The 15349-nt window shown below is 61.8% G+C and carries 17 protein-coding genes; 8 read left to right on the top strand and 9 right to left on the bottom strand.

Annotated features, from left to right (window positions below; all coding sequences use genetic code 11):
* Window positions 1-14: 14 nt before the first annotated feature.
* Entirely contained in the window at window positions 15-509 is a 495-nt protein-coding gene (locus AC07VV_RS30250; RefSeq protein ID WP_096818035.1) for a SprT family zinc-dependent metalloprotease, read from the bottom strand.
* Between the two features lie 158 nt (window positions 510-667).
* Complete coding sequence (locus AC07VV_RS30245) at window positions 668-1270, bottom strand: Yip1 family protein (RefSeq protein WP_495038323.1); 603 nt, start codon at window positions 1268-1270, stop codon at window positions 668-670.
* A gap of 289 nt (window positions 1271-1559) precedes the next feature.
* Here AC07VV_RS30245 and ttcA point away from each other — a divergent pair, with 289 nt between their 5' ends.
* Window positions 1560-2384 carry a tRNA 2-thiocytidine(32) synthetase TtcA gene (gene ttcA / locus AC07VV_RS30240; RefSeq protein ID WP_249482712.1) on the top strand — a complete coding sequence of 275 codons (825 nt, stop codon included), beginning with the start codon at window positions 1560-1562 and terminating at the stop codon, window positions 2382-2384.
* A 68-nt stretch (window positions 2385-2452) separates the two neighbouring features.
* A complete protein-coding gene (locus AC07VV_RS30235; protein ID WP_096818031.1) occupies window positions 2453-3127 on the top strand; it encodes a DNA-3-methyladenine glycosylase I in 675 nt (224 codons plus the stop codon).
* 51 nt (window positions 3128-3178) lie between these two features.
* On the opposite strand, the gene AC07VV_RS30230 is transcribed toward AC07VV_RS30235, so the two are convergent.
* The 3 genes from AC07VV_RS30230 to arsC are packed head-to-tail and all read right to left on the bottom strand — an operon-like array spanning window position 3179 to window position 4552.
* The gene (locus AC07VV_RS30230; RefSeq protein WP_495038322.1) at window positions 3179-3604 is read right to left on the bottom strand and encodes a DUF2069 domain-containing protein; all 426 of its coding nucleotides are present in this window, start codon (window positions 3602-3604) and stop codon (window positions 3179-3181) included.
* 1 nt (window position 3605) lies between these two features.
* Complete coding sequence (gene wrbA / locus AC07VV_RS30225) at window positions 3606-4202, bottom strand: NAD(P)H:quinone oxidoreductase (RefSeq protein ID WP_096818028.1); 597 nt, start codon at window positions 4200-4202, stop codon at window positions 3606-3608.
* Window positions 4199-4552 (bottom strand): arsenate reductase (glutaredoxin), encoded by a 354-nt coding sequence (gene arsC / locus AC07VV_RS30220; RefSeq protein WP_495038321.1) that lies wholly within the window; start codon window positions 4550-4552, stop codon window positions 4199-4201. The genes wrbA and arsC overlap by 4 nt, the downstream gene beginning before the upstream one ends.
* Window positions 4553-4666: 114 nt before the next feature.
* Between arsC and AC07VV_RS30215 the strand changes: the two genes are divergently transcribed.
* On the top strand, window positions 4667-5134 hold the full coding sequence (locus AC07VV_RS30215) for a TlpA disulfide reductase family protein (RefSeq protein WP_495038320.1): 468 nt from the start codon (window positions 4667-4669) through the stop codon (window positions 5132-5134).
* 131 nt (window positions 5135-5265) lie between these two features.
* Here the strand turns inward: AC07VV_RS30215 and AC07VV_RS30210 are convergent, their stop codons facing one another.
* Together AC07VV_RS30210 and AC07VV_RS30205 are read right to left on the bottom strand one after the other, a co-directional pair.
* Window positions 5266-5670, bottom strand: coding sequence for an META domain-containing protein (locus AC07VV_RS30210; protein ID WP_096818024.1), 405 nt, complete (start codon window positions 5668-5670; stop codon window positions 5266-5268).
* Window positions 5670-6104 carry a hypothetical protein gene (locus tag AC07VV_RS30205; protein WP_192558738.1) on the bottom strand — a complete coding sequence of 145 codons (435 nt, stop codon included), beginning with the start codon at window positions 6102-6104 and terminating at the stop codon, window positions 5670-5672. Before AC07VV_RS30205 ends, AC07VV_RS30210 begins: the two co-directional genes overlap by 1 nt.
* Window positions 6105-6237: 133 nt before the next feature.
* On the opposite strand from AC07VV_RS30205, the gene AC07VV_RS30200 reads away from it, so the two are divergent.
* Window positions 6238-6708, top strand: coding sequence for a hypothetical protein (locus AC07VV_RS30200; protein WP_495038319.1), 471 nt, complete (start codon window positions 6238-6240; stop codon window positions 6706-6708).
* 10 nt (window positions 6709-6718) lie between these two features.
* Here the strand turns inward: AC07VV_RS30200 and AC07VV_RS30195 are convergent, their stop codons facing one another.
* Both AC07VV_RS30195 and AC07VV_RS30190 read right to left on the bottom strand, forming a co-directional pair.
* On the bottom strand, window positions 6719-7708 hold the full coding sequence (locus AC07VV_RS30195; protein WP_495038318.1) for a 2-hydroxyacid dehydrogenase: 990 nt from the start codon (window positions 7706-7708) through the stop codon (window positions 6719-6721).
* 83 nt (window positions 7709-7791) lie between these two features.
* Entirely contained in the window at window positions 7792-10545 is a 2754-nt protein-coding gene (locus AC07VV_RS30190) for a response regulator (protein WP_096818639.1), read from the bottom strand.
* Between the two features lie 216 nt (window positions 10546-10761).
* On the opposite strand from AC07VV_RS30190, the gene AC07VV_RS30185 reads away from it, so the two are divergent.
* The 4 genes from AC07VV_RS30185 to rlmD all read left to right on the top strand — a co-directional run bounded on the left by AC07VV_RS30185 (window position 10762) and on the right by rlmD (window position 15289).
* Window positions 10762-11484 carry a response regulator transcription factor gene (locus tag AC07VV_RS30185; protein ID WP_495038317.1) on the top strand — a complete coding sequence of 241 codons (723 nt, stop codon included), beginning with the start codon at window positions 10762-10764 and terminating at the stop codon, window positions 11482-11484.
* Window positions 11471-12895 carry a histidine kinase sensor domain-containing protein gene (locus tag AC07VV_RS30180; protein ID WP_495038316.1) on the top strand — a complete coding sequence of 475 codons (1425 nt, stop codon included), beginning with the start codon at window positions 11471-11473 and terminating at the stop codon, window positions 12893-12895. The genes AC07VV_RS30185 and AC07VV_RS30180 overlap by 14 nt, the downstream gene beginning before the upstream one ends.
* 139 nt (window positions 12896-13034) lie before the next feature.
* Entirely contained in the window at window positions 13035-13937 is a 903-nt protein-coding gene (cysM, locus tag AC07VV_RS30175) for a cysteine synthase CysM (protein WP_495038330.1), read from the top strand.
* The gene (gene rlmD / locus AC07VV_RS30170) at window positions 13937-15289 is read left to right on the top strand and encodes a 23S rRNA (uracil(1939)-C(5))-methyltransferase RlmD (protein WP_495038315.1); all 1353 of its coding nucleotides are present in this window, start codon (window positions 13937-13939) and stop codon (window positions 15287-15289) included. Before cysM ends, rlmD begins: the two co-directional genes overlap by 1 nt.
* The last annotated feature ends 60 nt before the right edge of the window (window positions 15290-15349 follow it).

Below are 15349 nucleotides of genomic sequence, written 5' to 3'. Positions count from 1 at the left end.
AACGAGGTGGGGACTTACTCGACCCGCATCTCGCCACTGAACACCAGGGTGTTGCGACAGCGACGGCACAAATAGCGCCGACCTTGCCTGACCAGGCTATGGCGCTGGGCTGAAAACGGAAAATCACTGTCGGCGCACGGGCATTTGTAGATATAGCGGGTCACGCTGCGGCGTTTGACGGCGTAGGTATGGCAGCGGTCCGGCGGCAATTCGTAGACGCCGCGCATGATCAGTTGCCACTCCTCGCCATGGGGCTGGATACGGTCGCCGAACAGTTGATGGGCGATCAGGTGCGCGACTTCGTGGGCCACGGTCTGCTTGAGGAAGTGTTCGGCGTTCTCCCGATACAGCTGCGGGTTGAAGCGCAGCAGGTTCTCGTGCAGATGCGCGACCCCGGCTTTTTGTCCGCGCAGCTTGAGGCTCACCACGGGGCGTTTGAAAGGACGTTTGAAAAAGGATTCAGCGAGTTGGAAACAGTCTTCGACGCGGGTATTGAGTTGCTCGGGCATGCTTGATGGATCTCCAGAGATTTGGAGTATGCCGCAACCGTCCAGTCTTGCGAATCACCAGACTGCCGAATGGTCGCGACGTCTCTTTCAGGCATGAGAAGGCCGCCTTGCGGCGGCCTGTGTTGGCGGATCTTGTTCTTCTCGGGTTGGATCGGTCGTCAGTTGGTGTAGACGGGCCCCACGCCCAGTCCCCAGACAATCACGGTAAACGCCATGATGGCGACCAGCACCACCAGACCCACCGCCAGCACCGAGCTGGAAAACAGGAATCCCTCGTCAGACGGAATGTTCATGAAGGTCGGCAGCCCCACATACAGCAGGTACACCGTGTAGCAGATGGCCGCCGTGCCGACGATCATCCCCAGCCACATATGCGGATACAACGCTGCCAGCCCGCCGACGAACAACGGCGTCGCGGTGTAGGTGGCAAACGCGACGCAGCGGGCCAGGCTCGGGTTGGCGTCATAGGTACGGGCCATCCAGTGCACGAAGGCCCCCATGACCGCGACCCCGCCGAGCATCGCCAGGTACGACATGATGGTCATCCAGATCGCGCTTTCGACGGTGAGCATCACCGGCGCGCGGTTACCGATCACCCAGCCGACCTGAGTCGTGCCGATAAAAGCCGAAACAGCGGGGATCGCCGCCAGAATCAGCGTGTGCGTCAGGTACATGTGGCTGATGCTTTCTTCCTGGTCGCCACGGATTTCCTTCCATTCCTGATCGGGGTGGGTAAAAAGTCCCACTACGTGATGGATCATGCCAGTCACTCCTCTCGTTATTGCCATCGCCCCCCAGCGGAGCGCCTACGGGCCAATGTGGCCGAGCAAATACAGGTCTTCAGATTGTGTGCGACCTTATGTCGCAGTATAGAAAGGTCTTAACCGCACAGGTGATAGGGTCTTAGAGCAAATCGCGCTGTAAACCGGCGGGGTAATCGCGTCGGGGTCTGTGCAAACGGGCAATCGAAGGGGCGACAACCTGTGGCCACAACCCCGGTGTTTTTGCGTAAAATGCCCGCCTTTCGTCACACCTCACGGATTTCGCGTCATGGGCACTCTTACGGTCAACCAGAACAAACTGCAAAAGCGCCTGCGCCGCCTGGCCGGCGAAGCGGTCGCCGACTTCAACATGATCGAAGACGGCGACAAGGTCATGGTCTGCCTGTCCGGGGGCAAGGACAGCTACACCATGCTCGACGTGCTGATGCACCTGCAGAAGGTTGCACCGATCAAGTTCGAGATCGTCGCCGTGAACATGGACCAGAAGCAGCCGGGCTTCCCCGAGCACGTACTGCCGGCCTACCTGAAAGAGCTGGGCATCGAGTACCACATCGTCGAGAAAGACACGTACTCGGTGGTCAAGGAACTGATCCCGGAAGGCAAGACCACCTGCTCGCTGTGCTCGCGCCTGCGTCGCGGCACGCTGTACACCTTCGCTGATGAAATCGGCGCGACCAAAATGGCCCTCGGTCATCACCGCGACGACATCGTCGAGACGTTCTTCCTCAACATGTTCTTCAACGGCAGCCTCAAGGCCATGCCGCCGAAGCTGCGCGCCGACGACGGGCGCAACGTGGTGATCCGTCCGCTGGCCTACTGCAACGAGAAAGACATCCAGGCCTACTCGGACTTCAAGCAATTCCCGATCATTCCGTGCAATCTCTGCGGCTCCCAGGAAAACCTGCAACGTCAGGTGGTCAAGGAGATGCTGCTGGACTGGGAGCGCAAGACCCCGGGCCGTACCGAAAGCATTTTCCGCAGCCTGCAGAACGTGATCCCGTCGCAACTGGCTGACCGTAATCTGTTCGACTTCACCAGCCTGAAGATTGATGAAACCGCCGCTTCGCGATTCGTCAACGTGGTGAACCTGTAAGCGATCTGATCGCTTGAAAAAAACGGCGCTCGCGGGCGCCGTTTTCAATTCGTTTTTTAGGAGAGGGCATGCGCGATTACAAGTGGCTGCACGAATACTGTCTGAACCGCTTCGGTTCGGCGGCTGAACTGGAAGCCCATCTGCCCGTTCCCAAGACCCCGGCGCAACTGCGCCAGATCAGCGACGATCGTTATCTCTCGACCATGGCCCTGCGGGTATTTCGCGCCGGGCTCAAGCACAGTCTGGTGGACGCCAAGTGGCCGGCCTTCGAGGAAGTGTTCTTCAAGTTCGACCCGGAAAAAGTCGTGCTGATGAGTGCCGAACACCTTGAGCGGCTGATGCAGGATGCGCGGATCATCCGCCATCTGGGCAAGCTCAAAAGCGTGCCGCGCAATGCGCAGTTCATTCTGGACGTCGAGAAAGAGAAGGGCAGTTTCGGCGCATTGCTGGCCGACTGGCCGGTGACCGATATCGTTGGCCTGTGGACCTACCTGAAAAAGCACGGCCATCAACTGGGCGGGCTGTCGGCGCCACGCTTCCTGCGGATGGTAGGAAAGGACACCTTCGTGCCGAGCTACGACGTGGTCGCGGCGTTGAATGCACAGAAGATCGTCGACAAGGTGCCGAGCAGTTTGCGGGATCTGGCGACGGTGCAGAGCGCGTTCAACCAGTGGCATGAAGAAAGCGGCGGGCGACCGATGAGCCAGATATCGATGATGCTGGCGTATACCGTCAATCATTGAGACCGAGTGATCGTTCCCACGCAGAGCGTGGGAACGATCTCGGGACAGCTGTCAGGCGACGGAGATTTCGCCTTCGCCGGCCAGCTTGCGGTTCAACTGATACCGCCAGCGCACATACAGCAGCGCCGAGCAGAACACCGCCAGACTGGCGATCATCTCCAGCACGCCGAACAGTTGTCGGCTCGGGTCATACGCCGCCAGTGCGCCCTTGATGAAATACAGGTTCACCACAAAGCACATCCACGAATGCCCGCGGGCGCTGCCCATGATCATGCCTGGCGCCAACACCAGCCACGGGATCAGTTCGATCAGCAGAATCACCCACGGCCGTGCGCCGTGCAGGTCGGCGAACACCAGGTAATAAGCGGCGAGCAGTCCGGCCAGACCAAAGAAACACAGCAGACTGACGACCCGCATTGCCCGCACCCGTGGCTCCAGCCATTCGACGGCGGGCAGGATTTTCGGCTTTTTCGCCATGTCAGTTCCCCAGCTTCAAAGCCGTCTTGGCCAGGCGTGCGCCCAATGCGCGGCACAGCGCCACTTCGTGCTGATCGAGACCGCTTTTGCCATCGGCCCCGGCGTGATGGCTGGCACCGTAAGGCGTGCCGCCGCCCTGGGTTTCCAGCAGCGCCGATTCGCTGTAGGGCAGGCCGGTGATCAGCATGCCGTGGTGCAGCAGCGGCAGCATCATCGACAGCAGCGTGGTTTCCTGACCGCCGTGCAGGCTGGCGGTGGAGGTGAACACGCCGGCCGGTTTGCCGACCAGCGCGCCGGTCAGCCACAGGTTGCTGGTGCCGTCGAGGAAGTACTTGAGCGGCGCGGCCATGTTGCCGAAACGGGTCGGGCTGCCGAGGGCCAGACCGGCGCAGTTCTTCAGGTCGTCCAGCGTGGCGTACAACGCACCTTCATCGGGAATGTCCGGCGACACGGCTTCGCACTCGGTGGAGATCGCCGGCACGGTGCGCAGGCGCGCTTCGAGGCCGGCCTGTTCAACCCCCCGGGCAATCTGCCGGGCCATCTCGTTGGTCGAGCCGCTGCGGCTGTAATACAGAACCAGAATGTATGGCGCACTCACGGCAGCAGCTCCAGGATCTGCTCCGGTGGACGGCCGATGACGGCCTTGTCGCCGGCTTCGAGAATCGGTCGCTCCATCAACTTGGGATGCGCCGCGATGGCTTCAATCAATTGTTTCTCGGTGAGACTGGCGTCGGCCAGGTTCAACGTTTTGTATTCGTCTTCGCCGGTGCGCAGCAGTTGCCGTGCGCTGATTCCCAGCTTGCCGAGCAACGCCTTGATTTGCGCGGCGTCCAGCGGCGTTTCGAGGTAACGCACCACGTTCGTCGTCAGGCCTCGGGCTTCGAGCAGTTCGAGCGCACCGCGGGATTTCGAGCAGCGCGGGTTGTGATAAAGCGTCAGATCGGTCATGGGCGGGTCGCTTCTTGCGTAGAGTGGCGGCTATTCTAACTGTGCAGCGCGCAATCCAGAACCTTGGGAGGCGATGGGTCGCAGGCGCATTCAATTTTTGACAAGGAACATGACATGACACGGCGACTGGCAGCGGCATTGACGATCATCGGGGCGTTGATGCTGGGGGGCTGCGGTAACGACTACGGCATTGACCAGAACGGGCAGAAGGTGGTGTCCGAGCGTCTGGACAAACAATGGGTCGTGCTCAACTACTGGGCCGAATGGTGCGGTCCGTGCCGCACGGAAATCCCGGAACTCAATCACCTGGCCGACGAGCTCAAGAGCAAGAAGATCGGTGTGTTCGGGGTCAACTTCGACAACGTGCAGGGCGAAGAACTGAAAGGTGCCAGCGAGAAACTCGGCATCAAGTTCACCGTGCTGGCGCAGGATCCGGCGGACTTGTTCGAACTGCCGCGCAGCGAGGCCTTGCCGGTGACCTATATCATCGACAACAAGGGCAAGGTGCGGGAACAGTTGATGGGCGAGCAGACGGCGGCGGGGGTGATGGCGAAGCTTGAGGCGTTGAAGGCAGCCAACTGATTTGCCTTGGCTGATCGTTCCCACGCTCCGCGTGGTAACGCCGCCCCGGACGCTCCGCGTCCGCTGTGACGCAGAGCGTCACGGGATGCATTCCCACGCAGAGCGTGGGAACGATCATTCATGCAGCAGGCTCAGCCTTCTTCCAGCCACCAGCGTAATGGCTTGCCCTCGGCAGGCCAGAAACGCATCTGCTCGATTGGCGAGATATCCCAGCGCTCCACACGCTCCAGCGCCTGGAGGAAGCGTTGCTCCTGCTCCATCAGCGCCGGAGCACACAGTTTGCGGGTCTTGCCGATCTTGCCGAAGCTGAGCTTGTCGCCTTCCAGGGTGTAAGGCGCGAACCAATGGTTGCAGCCGCCGTTGCCATACGCCCGGCCATCATCGCCCAGGGTCACGGTCAGGTGGCTGTAGTCCATCAGTGGCCGCTCGCCGATCCACTCCAGAATGTAGCTGCGGTTCTGTTGCAGTTGCACAGGCTCCGCGGCGCAACCCATCAGGCCGGCGCCGACAGCGGCGGTCAGGGCCAGGTGTTTCATCACGCCGGCTCCTGGCATTTCGGGCACAGGTGCTTGTCATCGACGGCTTTCCAGCCCAGTTCGGCGATACGCGCCGTGGCGGCCGGTTTTTCCGCCGGTTTGCCAAGCTTGGCGTCTACCGCGAATTCGAAGCTCAGTTCCTTGGCGCAGCTGTCGCAGTTGACCTGCCAGGTGTGGATCGCCAGTTCGCCGAACACCGGGCCGGTGGTCATCGCGGTCCATTGACCCGGCGGGTTGATCAGGTGGCGGACGGTGTCGACGGTCAGGCGCATGGACAAGTCCTTGCTGCCTTTGAGGGTCACGACCAGCACGTCGCCGATACGGATCGAGCCACCGTTGCCGGTAACCTGATAACGGCCCGGTACGAGGGCGCGGCATTCGGTGAGGGTGTGTTGCGGGTTCATCAGGGTGTAGCGGAAATCGTGTTCGACCATGGGTCCTCCAAATATGCGCGACATGCTAGCACGGGCTTGATTGCAGAATAACGCGCGCTTGCGACCTTCGATCCGGTTCAAATCGACACTGCAGTCGTGGCAAACTGCCGCCTTCATCTCTAAGGAACGGAACATGGCGCTGATCGAATGTTATGAATGCAAGCGCAGCATCAGCCCCGAAGCGAAGACCTGCATTCATTGCGGGGCTCCGATGACGGGTAAACATGCACCGCTGCAGGCGACCCGACCGGCCACCGCGACATCAACGATTTCCTTTGGCAGTCTGCCCCGGAACAAGGCGGTTACCGAAGCTTTCGTCGCAGATTCCGCTTCCACTCCAGCCCCGGCGCCGAAAGTAATGCCCGCCGCCGCTGGACGCCGGCGCCGGCAACAGGCCGAACAAGCGGTCGAACTTCAGTTGAATGCCGATGGCTCTCGCCCGGTTGAGGGCTGGCTGAAGGTCATGGCGTTCCTGATGCCGATCATCTTTGTCTGGTTCCTGCTGCGTCGAGGCCATTCCCTCAAGCAGCGACTGTTTGGCTTCGGCTGGTTGGCGCTACTGATTTTATGCGTGGCGATTACCCCGACTCCGCCTCCGGCCTGACGATCGATTGTCAGCCCTCGACCTGGTTCTGCGGCGCTCCTGCCGCCCAGGTCGCGATGTTGTGCAGGGTGGTGGCGGCAATCGCGCCCAGCGCCTCACGGGTCAGGAACGCCTGATGCGCGGTGATGATCACGTTGGGAAAAGTCAGCAGCCGCGCCAGCACGTCGTCCTGTAACGGCAGGTCGGAGCGGTCTTCGAAAAACAGCTGCGCTTCCTCCTCATAAACGTCCAGCCCCAGATAACCCAGTTGACCGTCCTTCAGCGCGTCGATCAGCGCCGGGGTGTCTACCAGACCACCGCGGCCGGTGTTGATCAGCATTGCGCCCGGCTGCATGTGCGCCAGCGAATCACGGTTGATCAGGTGTTTGCTCTGCTCGTTGAGCGGGCAGTGCAGGCTGATGATCTGCGATTGTTCGAGCAATTGCGGCAGGCTCAGGTAGCGCGTGCCCAAGGCTTCGACGGCCGGGTTCGGATACGGGTCGAAGGCCAGCAGCTCGCAGCCGAATCCGTGCATGATTTTCGCGAACGTCGCGCCGATCTGGCCGGTGCCGACAATGCCGACGGTCTTGCCGACCAGATCGAAACCGGTCAGGCCGTGCAGGCTGAAATCGCCTTCGCGGGTGCGGTTGTAGGCTCGGTGCAGTCGGCGATTGAGCGCAAGAATCAGTGCCACCGCATGCTCGGCCACCGCGTGGGGCGAGTAGGCCGGTACGCGCGTGACGACCAGTCCCAGGCGTTTGGCGGCGCTCAGGTCGACATGGTTGTAACCCGCCGAGCGCAGGGCGATCAGCCGGGTTCCGCCGGCCGCCAGACGTTCCAGCACGGGAGCACTGAGGTCATCGTTGATGAAGGCGCAGACCACTTCGTGCCGGTCGGCCAGCGGTGCCGTGTCGAGACTCAGTCGGGCCGGTTGAAAGTGCAGCTCGATGCCGGCCGGGCAGTCGGCGGCGAGAAAACTGTCGCGGTCGTAGGTCTGGCTGCTGAAAACGATCGTGCGCATGCAATCCTCCTGAAGCATCGACGCGGGAGCGAATCACCCGCGACAACTTTAGCCGCGTCGGCGTTGATCGGCATTGCCGTGGATCAGGCGCTGATCTTCGCCTGCGCCGCCAGACGATTGATCGCCCGCTCCAGTTCATCCAGAGCGGTGGAGGCCTTGGGGTCTTCCTGTTTGAGCAGGGTTTCGCTGCGCTGGCAGGCCGCGCGCAATTGCGGAACGCCGCAGTAGCGGGTGGCGCCGTGCAGGCGATGCACCCGTTCGATCAGGCCGGTCTGGTCGTGGCTGTCGCGGGCGCTGCGGATCGCTTCGCGGTCGGCCTCAAGGGACGCCAGCAACATGGCCAGCATGTCCGCCGCCAGATCCGCCTTGCCGGCGGCCAGGCGCAGGCCTTCTTCCTGGTCGAGTACCGGCAGGTCCTGATGGCCCGCCAGGCTTTCGCTGTTGCGGTCCGGTGCCTGATTGCGCAGTGCGAGTCCTGTCCATTTCAGTACCACTTGGGCCAGTTGCCGTTCGCTGATCGGTTTGGTCAGGTAGTCGTCCATGCCGCTTTGCAGCAGTGCGCGTTTTTCGTTGGCCATGGCGTGGGCAGTGAGGGCGACGATCGGCAGCGGTGTGCAATGGCGTTCGCTTTCCCACTGACGGATCGTCTCGGTGCTCTGACGTCCATCCATGCCCGGCATCTGCACGTCCATCAAGACCAGATCGAAGGTTTCGCTCTGCACAGCCTTGACCGCCGCGTAGCCACTTTCGACGGCCAGCACCTTGGCGCCCATGTCTTCGAGCAGGGTCTGCACCAGCAACAGGTTGGCCGGGTTGTCGTCGACACACAGCACTTTCGGTGCACGGCTCGACAGCGGTTCGCCGGGTTCGCTGCGCGTCTGGCGCGGGTTGACCATGTCCGACAGTGCCCGGCGCAGTTTGCGCGTGCAGGCCGGTTTGGACTGGAGCTGGCTGTGCGGGTTGGGTACCGATAGATGGAACAGCGTCAGTTCGGTGGTCGGGCACAACACCAGTACCCGGCAGCCGAGGTGTTCGAGGTCCCAGATGTGCTGGTTGAGTCGTTCCGGCGGCATGTCATTGCTGGTAATACCGAGTACGGCCAGGTCGATGGCCTGATCGGTCTGATGGGCGCCGGTGACGCCATTGGTCAAGCTTTCGAGGGTATTGAACGGCGTGACGTCGAGCCCGCAGTCTTCCAGTTGATGCTGCAACGCCTGACGCGCCAGTTCGTGGTTTTCCAGTACCGCTACCCGGCGGCCGAGCAACGGCGCGGCGGGCAAGTCTTCGGCGTCGTCGCGGGTCTTGGGCAGGCTCAGGCTGATCCAGAACTCCGAGCCTTCGCCCGGGGTGCTGTCGACGCCGATCTCGCCGCCCATCTGTTCGATCAGACGCTTGGAAATCACCAGCCCCAGACCGGTGCCGCCGGGCTGACGCGACAGCGAGTTGTCAGCCTGGCTGAAGGCCTGGAACAAGGCGCGCACGTCCTGGTTCGACAGGCCGATGCCGGTGTCCTGAATGCTGATGCGCAGTTGCACGCTGTCTTCGTGTTCTTCTTCGAGCATGGCGCGGGCGACGATGGTGCCCTCGCGGGTGAACTTGATCGCGTTGCTCACAAGGTTGGTAAGGATCTGCTTGAGCCGCAGCGGATCGCCGACCAGCGACAGCGGCGTGTCGCGATAGACCAGACTCACCAGTTCCAGCTGCTTGGCGTGGGCAGCGGGGGCGAGGATGGTCAGGGTGTCCTGCAACAGGTCGCGCAAGTTGAACGGAATATGATCGAGCACCAGTTTGCCGGCCTCGATCTTCGAGAAATCGAGGATTTCGTTGATGATCCCCAGCAGGCTGTCGGCGGACTTTTCGATGGTGCCCAGGTAGTCGAGCTGGCGCGGGGTCAGCTCGCTTTTCTGCAACAGGTGGGTGAAACCGAGAATGCCATTGAGCGGCGTACGGATTTCGTGACTCATGTTGGCGAGGAACTCGGATTTGATCCGGCTCGCTTCCAGCGCTTCCTTGCGGGCCAGATCCAGTTCGATGTTCTGGATCTCGATGGTCTCCAGGTTCTGGCGCACGTCTTCGGTGGCCTGATCGACGCTGTGCTGCAATTCTTCCCGGGCGTTTTGCAGGGTGCCGGCCATGCGGTTGATGCCGGACGCCAGTTCATCCAGCTCTTGACTGCCGAGGGGCGGCAGGCGGGTTTCCAGATGACCGTCCTTGAGTTGCGCGACCGCCTGTTTGATCTGGCTGATCGGGCGATTGATCGTGCGGCCCATGCGCAGGGCCAGCAGTGCGGCGCCGGCCAGTCCCGCCGCAATCAGCAGCAGACTGGCGAACAGGCTGCGGTAGCCGCGCAGCAACATGCCGTTGTGCGACAGCTCCAGTTCAACCCAGCCGAGCAGGCGGTCGGACTCTTCAGGGATCAGTTCGCCAGCGAGGTTGCGATGCTTGCCGAACACCGGCAGCAGATAGCGGGTGGCGTCGTTGCCGCTGCGCCGCAGCAGTTGTGTGCTGTCGCCGCTGGGGGCCTGATTGAGCATGGTCGGGCCGGCGTGGGCCAGCGGCGAGCGGTCGGGCGCGAGGAAGGTCACTGCGCGCACGTCCGGCTGTTCAAGGGACTGGGTGGCGATGCGCTCGAGCAGATCTGAATCGCCGTGGCCCATGGCTGGCGCCACGAGCGGAGCGAGTTGCTCGGCGATCATTTCGCCGCGCTGCATCAATTGGGCCTGCAGGTCGGACTGTTGCGTCCAGGTGAAATAGCCGCCCAGCACCAGTGCCATCAGGCTGGTCGGCAACAGGGTCAGCAACAATACGCGACCTTTGATTCCCAGTTTCTTGAGCACGCCTATCTCCTGCATCCCGCTGATCGTTGACTCTCGCGTGCTTCCGGCACGCGGCATGGGCGCAGTGTAGCGATTTGCTTGCGGGCATTCCCGGGAAAAATCATGTCGTGATCCGTCGTTTCGGCACCGGTCATTTGTCCGACAGGTCAACCTTGGGTTGCCGGGCGGCGGGCAATCTTGAATAATCGCCCAACTGAGAATTATTTGCAGATAGTCATGACTCCTGTCTCTGTTGGCCAGCCACGCATTCTTTCCATCGAGGACGATCCTGTGCTCGGTGCCTATGTTCACGAACAATTGGGACGCAGCGGCTTCCAGGTCACCTGGTGCCAGAACGGCAGCGAGGGCCTGAGCATCGCCCGGCGCCAGCCATTCGATGTGGTGTTGATGGACATTCTGTTGCCGGGCCTCGACGGTCTGAACGTGCTGACGCAGCTGCGCCAGAGTCATTCCACGCCGGTGCTGTTGATGTCGGCGCTGGGGGCCGAGGCCGATCGCATCAGCGGTTTTCGCCTGGGGGCTGACGACTATCTGCCCAAGCCGTTCAGCATGGCCGAGCTGCATGTGCGGATCGAAGCGATCCTGCGCAGGGTCGCCCTCGATCGGCGTCCGGCCGTCAGCGTTGAGCCGGTTGTGGCGGGTGGTCTGCATTTCGACGATGAGCAGTGCGAAGTGTCCTATCACAATCAACCGGCCGGCCTGACCCGTAGCGAATACCGCTTGCTGGAAACCCTCAATCGCAATGATGAAGAGGTGCTGAGCAAAGCCTTCCTTTATCAGCATGTTCTTCAGCGTGGCTACGCGGCCCACGATCGCAGCCTCGACATGCACATCAGCCAGATCCGCCGCAAACTCAAATCGATCGGCTACACCGAGCGGGAAGTGCGCACGGTGTGGGGCAAGGGCTATGTTCTGAGCGCCATCGATGAAGGTGTCTGACCTGCCGGGCCGGCATTCACTGTTCTGGAAACTGGCCTGTCTGCTGGTGGCGTTCTGTTTGTTGATGATCTGGCTGAGCTGGTCCTGGGGCCGTTATATGGAGGAGCGCAATCAGTTCCTCTCCGACGAGGCTCGCGGCACGCTCACGCGTTATGCCGCCGAAGCCGAAGAAGCATGGCGGCGCGATCGGCGAGACGGTGTCGACCGTTGGTTGCAGAGCATGGAATTGCGCGAAGCCGGTTGGGTCGGCGTGATCGACGGCAACCTGCAGTCGTTGAGCAACGATCCGTTGAACGAACAGGAAATCCAGCACCTGACCTTTCTGCGCGGGCTCGACTGGCCGATTCACAAGAAAGGCCGGCCGTGGCTGCGTGTTCCCTTTCCCGCAGAACCCTCCGCCGGCAGCCTGGTCATCGAGCTGCCTGAACGATTCCTGCCGGGCAAATACCGAGTGTTCTGGCGGGTGATCACCAACGGAGTGATTCCCGGTCTGTTCACCCTGCTGCTGTGCGTGGGCCTGTATCGCTTGCTGGTGGTGCCGCTGAACAACCTGCGCGAGCAGGCCAACGCATGGCGTGCCGATCAATTGAATGTGCGCCTGTCGAGCGGCATCACCCAGCGCCCGGACGAACTCGGTGAATTGGCCCGGGCCTTCGACTCGATGTCCGAACGGCTGCAATCGACCGTTGCTCTGCAACAGCAATTGTTGCGCGACCTGTCCCACGAATTGCGCACCCCCCTGAGTCGCCTGCGAGTGGCCAGCGAAAGCGAACAGGATCTGTTGCCGTTGCGCGAACGCATTGGCCGCGAAGTCGATGGCATGCAGCGATTGGTGGAAGACACCCTGCAACTGGCCTGGCTCGAAACCGAACGCGCACCGCTGCCGGACGAGGCGATCCAGATCCAGGCCCTGTGGGAAATGCTCACGGAAAATGCCTGTTACGAAAGTTGCTGTCCGGTGGGCCAGTTGCAATGTGCGGTGGATGCATCGTGCTGGGTGCGCGGCAATCTCAATACCCTGGCCCAGGCACTGGAAAACATCCTGCGCAATGCGATTCGTCATTCGCCACCGGACGGCATCGTGCGGCTGGATGGTCGGCGTGACGGGGACTACTGGCATCTATGGCTGGAGGACGAGGGCGGCGGTGTCGCCGAGGCGGATCTGGAACGGATCTTCTCGCCGTTCACCCGACTCGACGGCTCGCGGCCGGGGGACGGTGGATTTGGTTTGGGGCTGAGCATTGCGAGGAATGCGGTGCAGCGGCAGGGCGGGAGCCTTTGGGCTGAGAACGGCCCGTCGGGATTGCGCTTGAATTTGCGGTTGGTGGCCGATGATAGCGCCGCCCATTCCGACTCCTTCGCTGGCAAGCCGGCTCCCACCGTAGATGTGTGTCGCCCGCAAATTGTGTGAGCGGCACAAAAGTCTCACCACTGGTAAGACTTTTACTGCTTATTCCAAGAAACCATAAGCACCACACTTTGCGTGATATGGGCCGCGCAGGTTTGCCGGTATGATAGGCGCCCCCGCTGTCCGGATTGCGAAAAACGCCATGACCTTGCAGTACCCAACCATCGCCGATTGCGTCGGCAACACGCCGCTGGTGCGTTTGCAGCGCCTGCCCGGTGTCACCAGCAACACCCTATTGCTCAAGCTCGAAGGGAATAACCCTGCGGGTTCGGTGAAGGATCGTCCGGCGCTGTCGATGATCACCCGTGCCGAGTTGCGCGGGCAGATCCACGCCGGCGATACGCTGATCGAAGCGACCTCGGGCAACACCGGGATCGCGTTGGCAATGGCTGCCGCGATCAAGGGTTACAAGATGATCCTGATCATGCCGGACAACTCCAGCGCCGAGCGTAAAGCGGCGATGACCGCTTATGGCGCGGAGCTGATTCTGGTCAGCCAGGAAGAGGGCATGGAAGGCGCTCGCGATCTTGCTCAGCGGATGGAAGCCGAAGGCCGTGGCAAGGTGCTGGATCAGTTCGCCAACGGCGACAATCCTGAAGCGCACTACACCACCACCGGCCCGGAAATCTGGCGTCAGACCCAGGGCACCATCACGCATTTCGTCAGCTCCATGGGGACCACCGGGACCATCATGGGCGTGTCGCGCTACCTGAAAGAGCAGAGCGACAACGTGCAGATCATCGGCCTGCAACCGATGGAAGGCTCGGCCATTCCCGGTATCCGCCGCTGGCCGCAGGAATACCTGCCGAAGATCTATCAGGCCGATCGGGTCGATCGCATTGTCGACATGGCGCAAAGCGAAGCCGAAGACGTCACCCGTCGTCTGGCCCGCGAAGAAGGCATCTTCTGCGGCGTGTCCTCGGGCGGTGCGGTGGCAGCGATGCTGCGCCTGTCCAAAGAAGTTGAAAACGCGGTGATCGTCGCGATCATCTGTGACCGTGGCGACCGATACCTGTCGACCGGCATTTTCGACGCGCCCAACTGATGGCCAAGCACGAGAGAGGCCTGCGCTTCCAGCCCACCGGCGGCAGCAAGGCTCCGCAAATCCCGACCGGCAAAAAGCAGCGCTTGAAGATCGAGCGCCTGGCCAATGACGGTCGCGGCATCGCGTTTTTTGAAGGAAAAACCTGGTTCGTACTCGGCGCCCTGGCGGGTGAAGAGGTCGAGGCGCGGGTGCTCGGCGCCCACGGCAAAGTGGTCGAGGCGCGTACCGAACGTGTGTTCACCGCCAGCGAATTGCGCCGCCCGGCAGCTTGTCAGCACGCCGGTCGTTGCGGCGGTTGCAGCGTTCAGCATTTGCCCCACGACGAACAGCTTGCCCTGAAACAGCGCATGCTCGCCGAACAGCTTTCACGCGTCGCCGGTGCCGAGCCTGAAGAATGGGCTGCACCGTTGACCGGTCCGGAATTCGGCTACCGTCGCCGCGCCCGGGTGGCCGTGCGCTGGGACAGCAAGGCCAAAACGCTTGAAGTCGGTTTCCGCGCCGCCGGCAGTCAGGACATCGTGGCGATCAGCGAATGCCCGGTGCTGGTACAGCCCTTGCAACCGATCATGACCCGTTTGCCGGAGATGCTCCGTCGCCTGAGCAAACCTCAGGCGCTGGGGCATGTCGAATTGTTCAGTGGCTCGTCCCTGGCGGTTTTGCTGCGTCACATGGCGCCGCTGTCCGAGGCTGACCTGACGATCCTCAAGGATTTCTGCGCATTCCATCAGGCGCAGTTGTGGCTGCACGGCGAAGACGGGCCGCAACCGGTCGATGCCACGCAGGCGCTGGGCTATCGCCTGGAGCCGTGGGATCTGGAACTGGATTGGCGGCCGGGAGATTTCATCCAGGTCAACGCCGGGGTCAACGAAGCCATGGTTGCCCAGGCCCTGGAGTGGTTGAAACCGACCGCTGATGAGCGCGTGCTCGACCTGTTCTGCGGGCTCGGCAATTTTGCCTTGCCGCTGGCCAAGGCCGTGCGCGAAGTTGTAGCGGTCGAAGGCGTGCAGACCATGGTCGATCGCGCTGCGGCGAATGCCGCTAGCAACAATTTGCATAACACAAAGTTTTTTCAGGCCGATTTATCCCAGCCTTTGACCGATGCCGAGTGGATCGGAAACGGCTTTTCTGCGGTACTCTTGGACCCACCGCGTGACGGTGCTTTCGAGGTGGTGCGCAAGCTCGCGACCCTGGGTGCCGAGCGGTTGGTGTATGTGTCGTGCAACCCTGCAACTCTGGCGCGCGATACGGTCGAATTGATCAAGCAGGGCTACCGGTTAAAACGTGCCGGGATTCTCGATATGTTTCCTCAGACGGCACATGTCGAGGCCATGGCGTTATTTGAAGCGAGCTAGGATGGCTCGTCTGATCCGACTGGTCCGCCCGTGCAGCGCTCGTCTTAGCCCCGCGAGTGC

This window comes from Pseudomonas sp. GW821-FHT02C04, assembly GCF_059421845.1.
This window is presented reverse-complemented; position numbering and strand designations above follow the sequence as displayed.

Excerpts from the sequence above, each read along its gene's own strand:
- AC07VV_RS30250 (WP_096818035.1), bottom strand. The coding sequence starts at position 509 with ATGCCCGAGCAACTCAATACCCGCGTCGAAGACTGTTTCCAACTCGCT.
- AC07VV_RS30245 (WP_495038323.1), bottom strand. The coding sequence starts at position 1,270 with ATGATCCATCACGTAGTGGGACTTTTTACCCACCCCGATCAGGAATGG.
- ttcA (WP_249482712.1), top strand. The coding sequence starts at position 1,560 with ATGGGCACTCTTACGGTCAACCAGAACAAACTGCAAAAGCGCCTGCGC.
- AC07VV_RS30235 (WP_096818031.1), top strand. The coding sequence starts at position 2,453 with ATGCGCGATTACAAGTGGCTGCACGAATACTGTCTGAACCGCTTCGGT.
- AC07VV_RS30230 (WP_495038322.1), bottom strand. The coding sequence starts at position 3,604 with ATGGCGAAAAAGCCGAAAATCCTGCCCGCCGTCGAATGGCTGGAGCCA.
- arsC (WP_495038321.1), bottom strand. The coding sequence starts at position 4,552 with ATGACCGATCTGACGCTTTATCACAACCCGCGCTGCTCGAAATCCCGC.
- AC07VV_RS30215 (WP_495038320.1), top strand. The coding sequence starts at position 4,667 with ATGACACGGCGACTGGCAGCGGCATTGACGATCATCGGGGCGTTGATG.
- AC07VV_RS30210 (WP_096818024.1), bottom strand. The coding sequence starts at position 5,670 with ATGAAACACCTGGCCCTGACCGCCGCTGTCGGCGCCGGCCTGATGGGT.
- AC07VV_RS30205 (WP_192558738.1), bottom strand. The coding sequence starts at position 6,104 with ATGGTCGAACACGATTTCCGCTACACCCTGATGAACCCGCAACACACC.
- AC07VV_RS30200 (WP_495038319.1), top strand. The coding sequence starts at position 6,238 with ATGGCGCTGATCGAATGTTATGAATGCAAGCGCAGCATCAGCCCCGAA.
- AC07VV_RS30195 (WP_495038318.1), bottom strand. The coding sequence starts at position 7,708 with ATGCGCACGATCGTTTTCAGCAGCCAGACCTACGACCGCGACAGTTTT.
- AC07VV_RS30185 (WP_495038317.1), top strand. The coding sequence starts at position 10,762 with ATGACTCCTGTCTCTGTTGGCCAGCCACGCATTCTTTCCATCGAGGAC.
- AC07VV_RS30180 (WP_495038316.1), top strand. The coding sequence starts at position 11,471 with ATGAAGGTGTCTGACCTGCCGGGCCGGCATTCACTGTTCTGGAAACTG.
- cysM (WP_495038330.1), top strand. The coding sequence starts at position 13,035 with ATGACCTTGCAGTACCCAACCATCGCCGATTGCGTCGGCAACACGCCG.
- rlmD (WP_495038315.1), top strand. The coding sequence starts at position 13,937 with ATGGCCAAGCACGAGAGAGGCCTGCGCTTCCAGCCCACCGGCGGCAGC.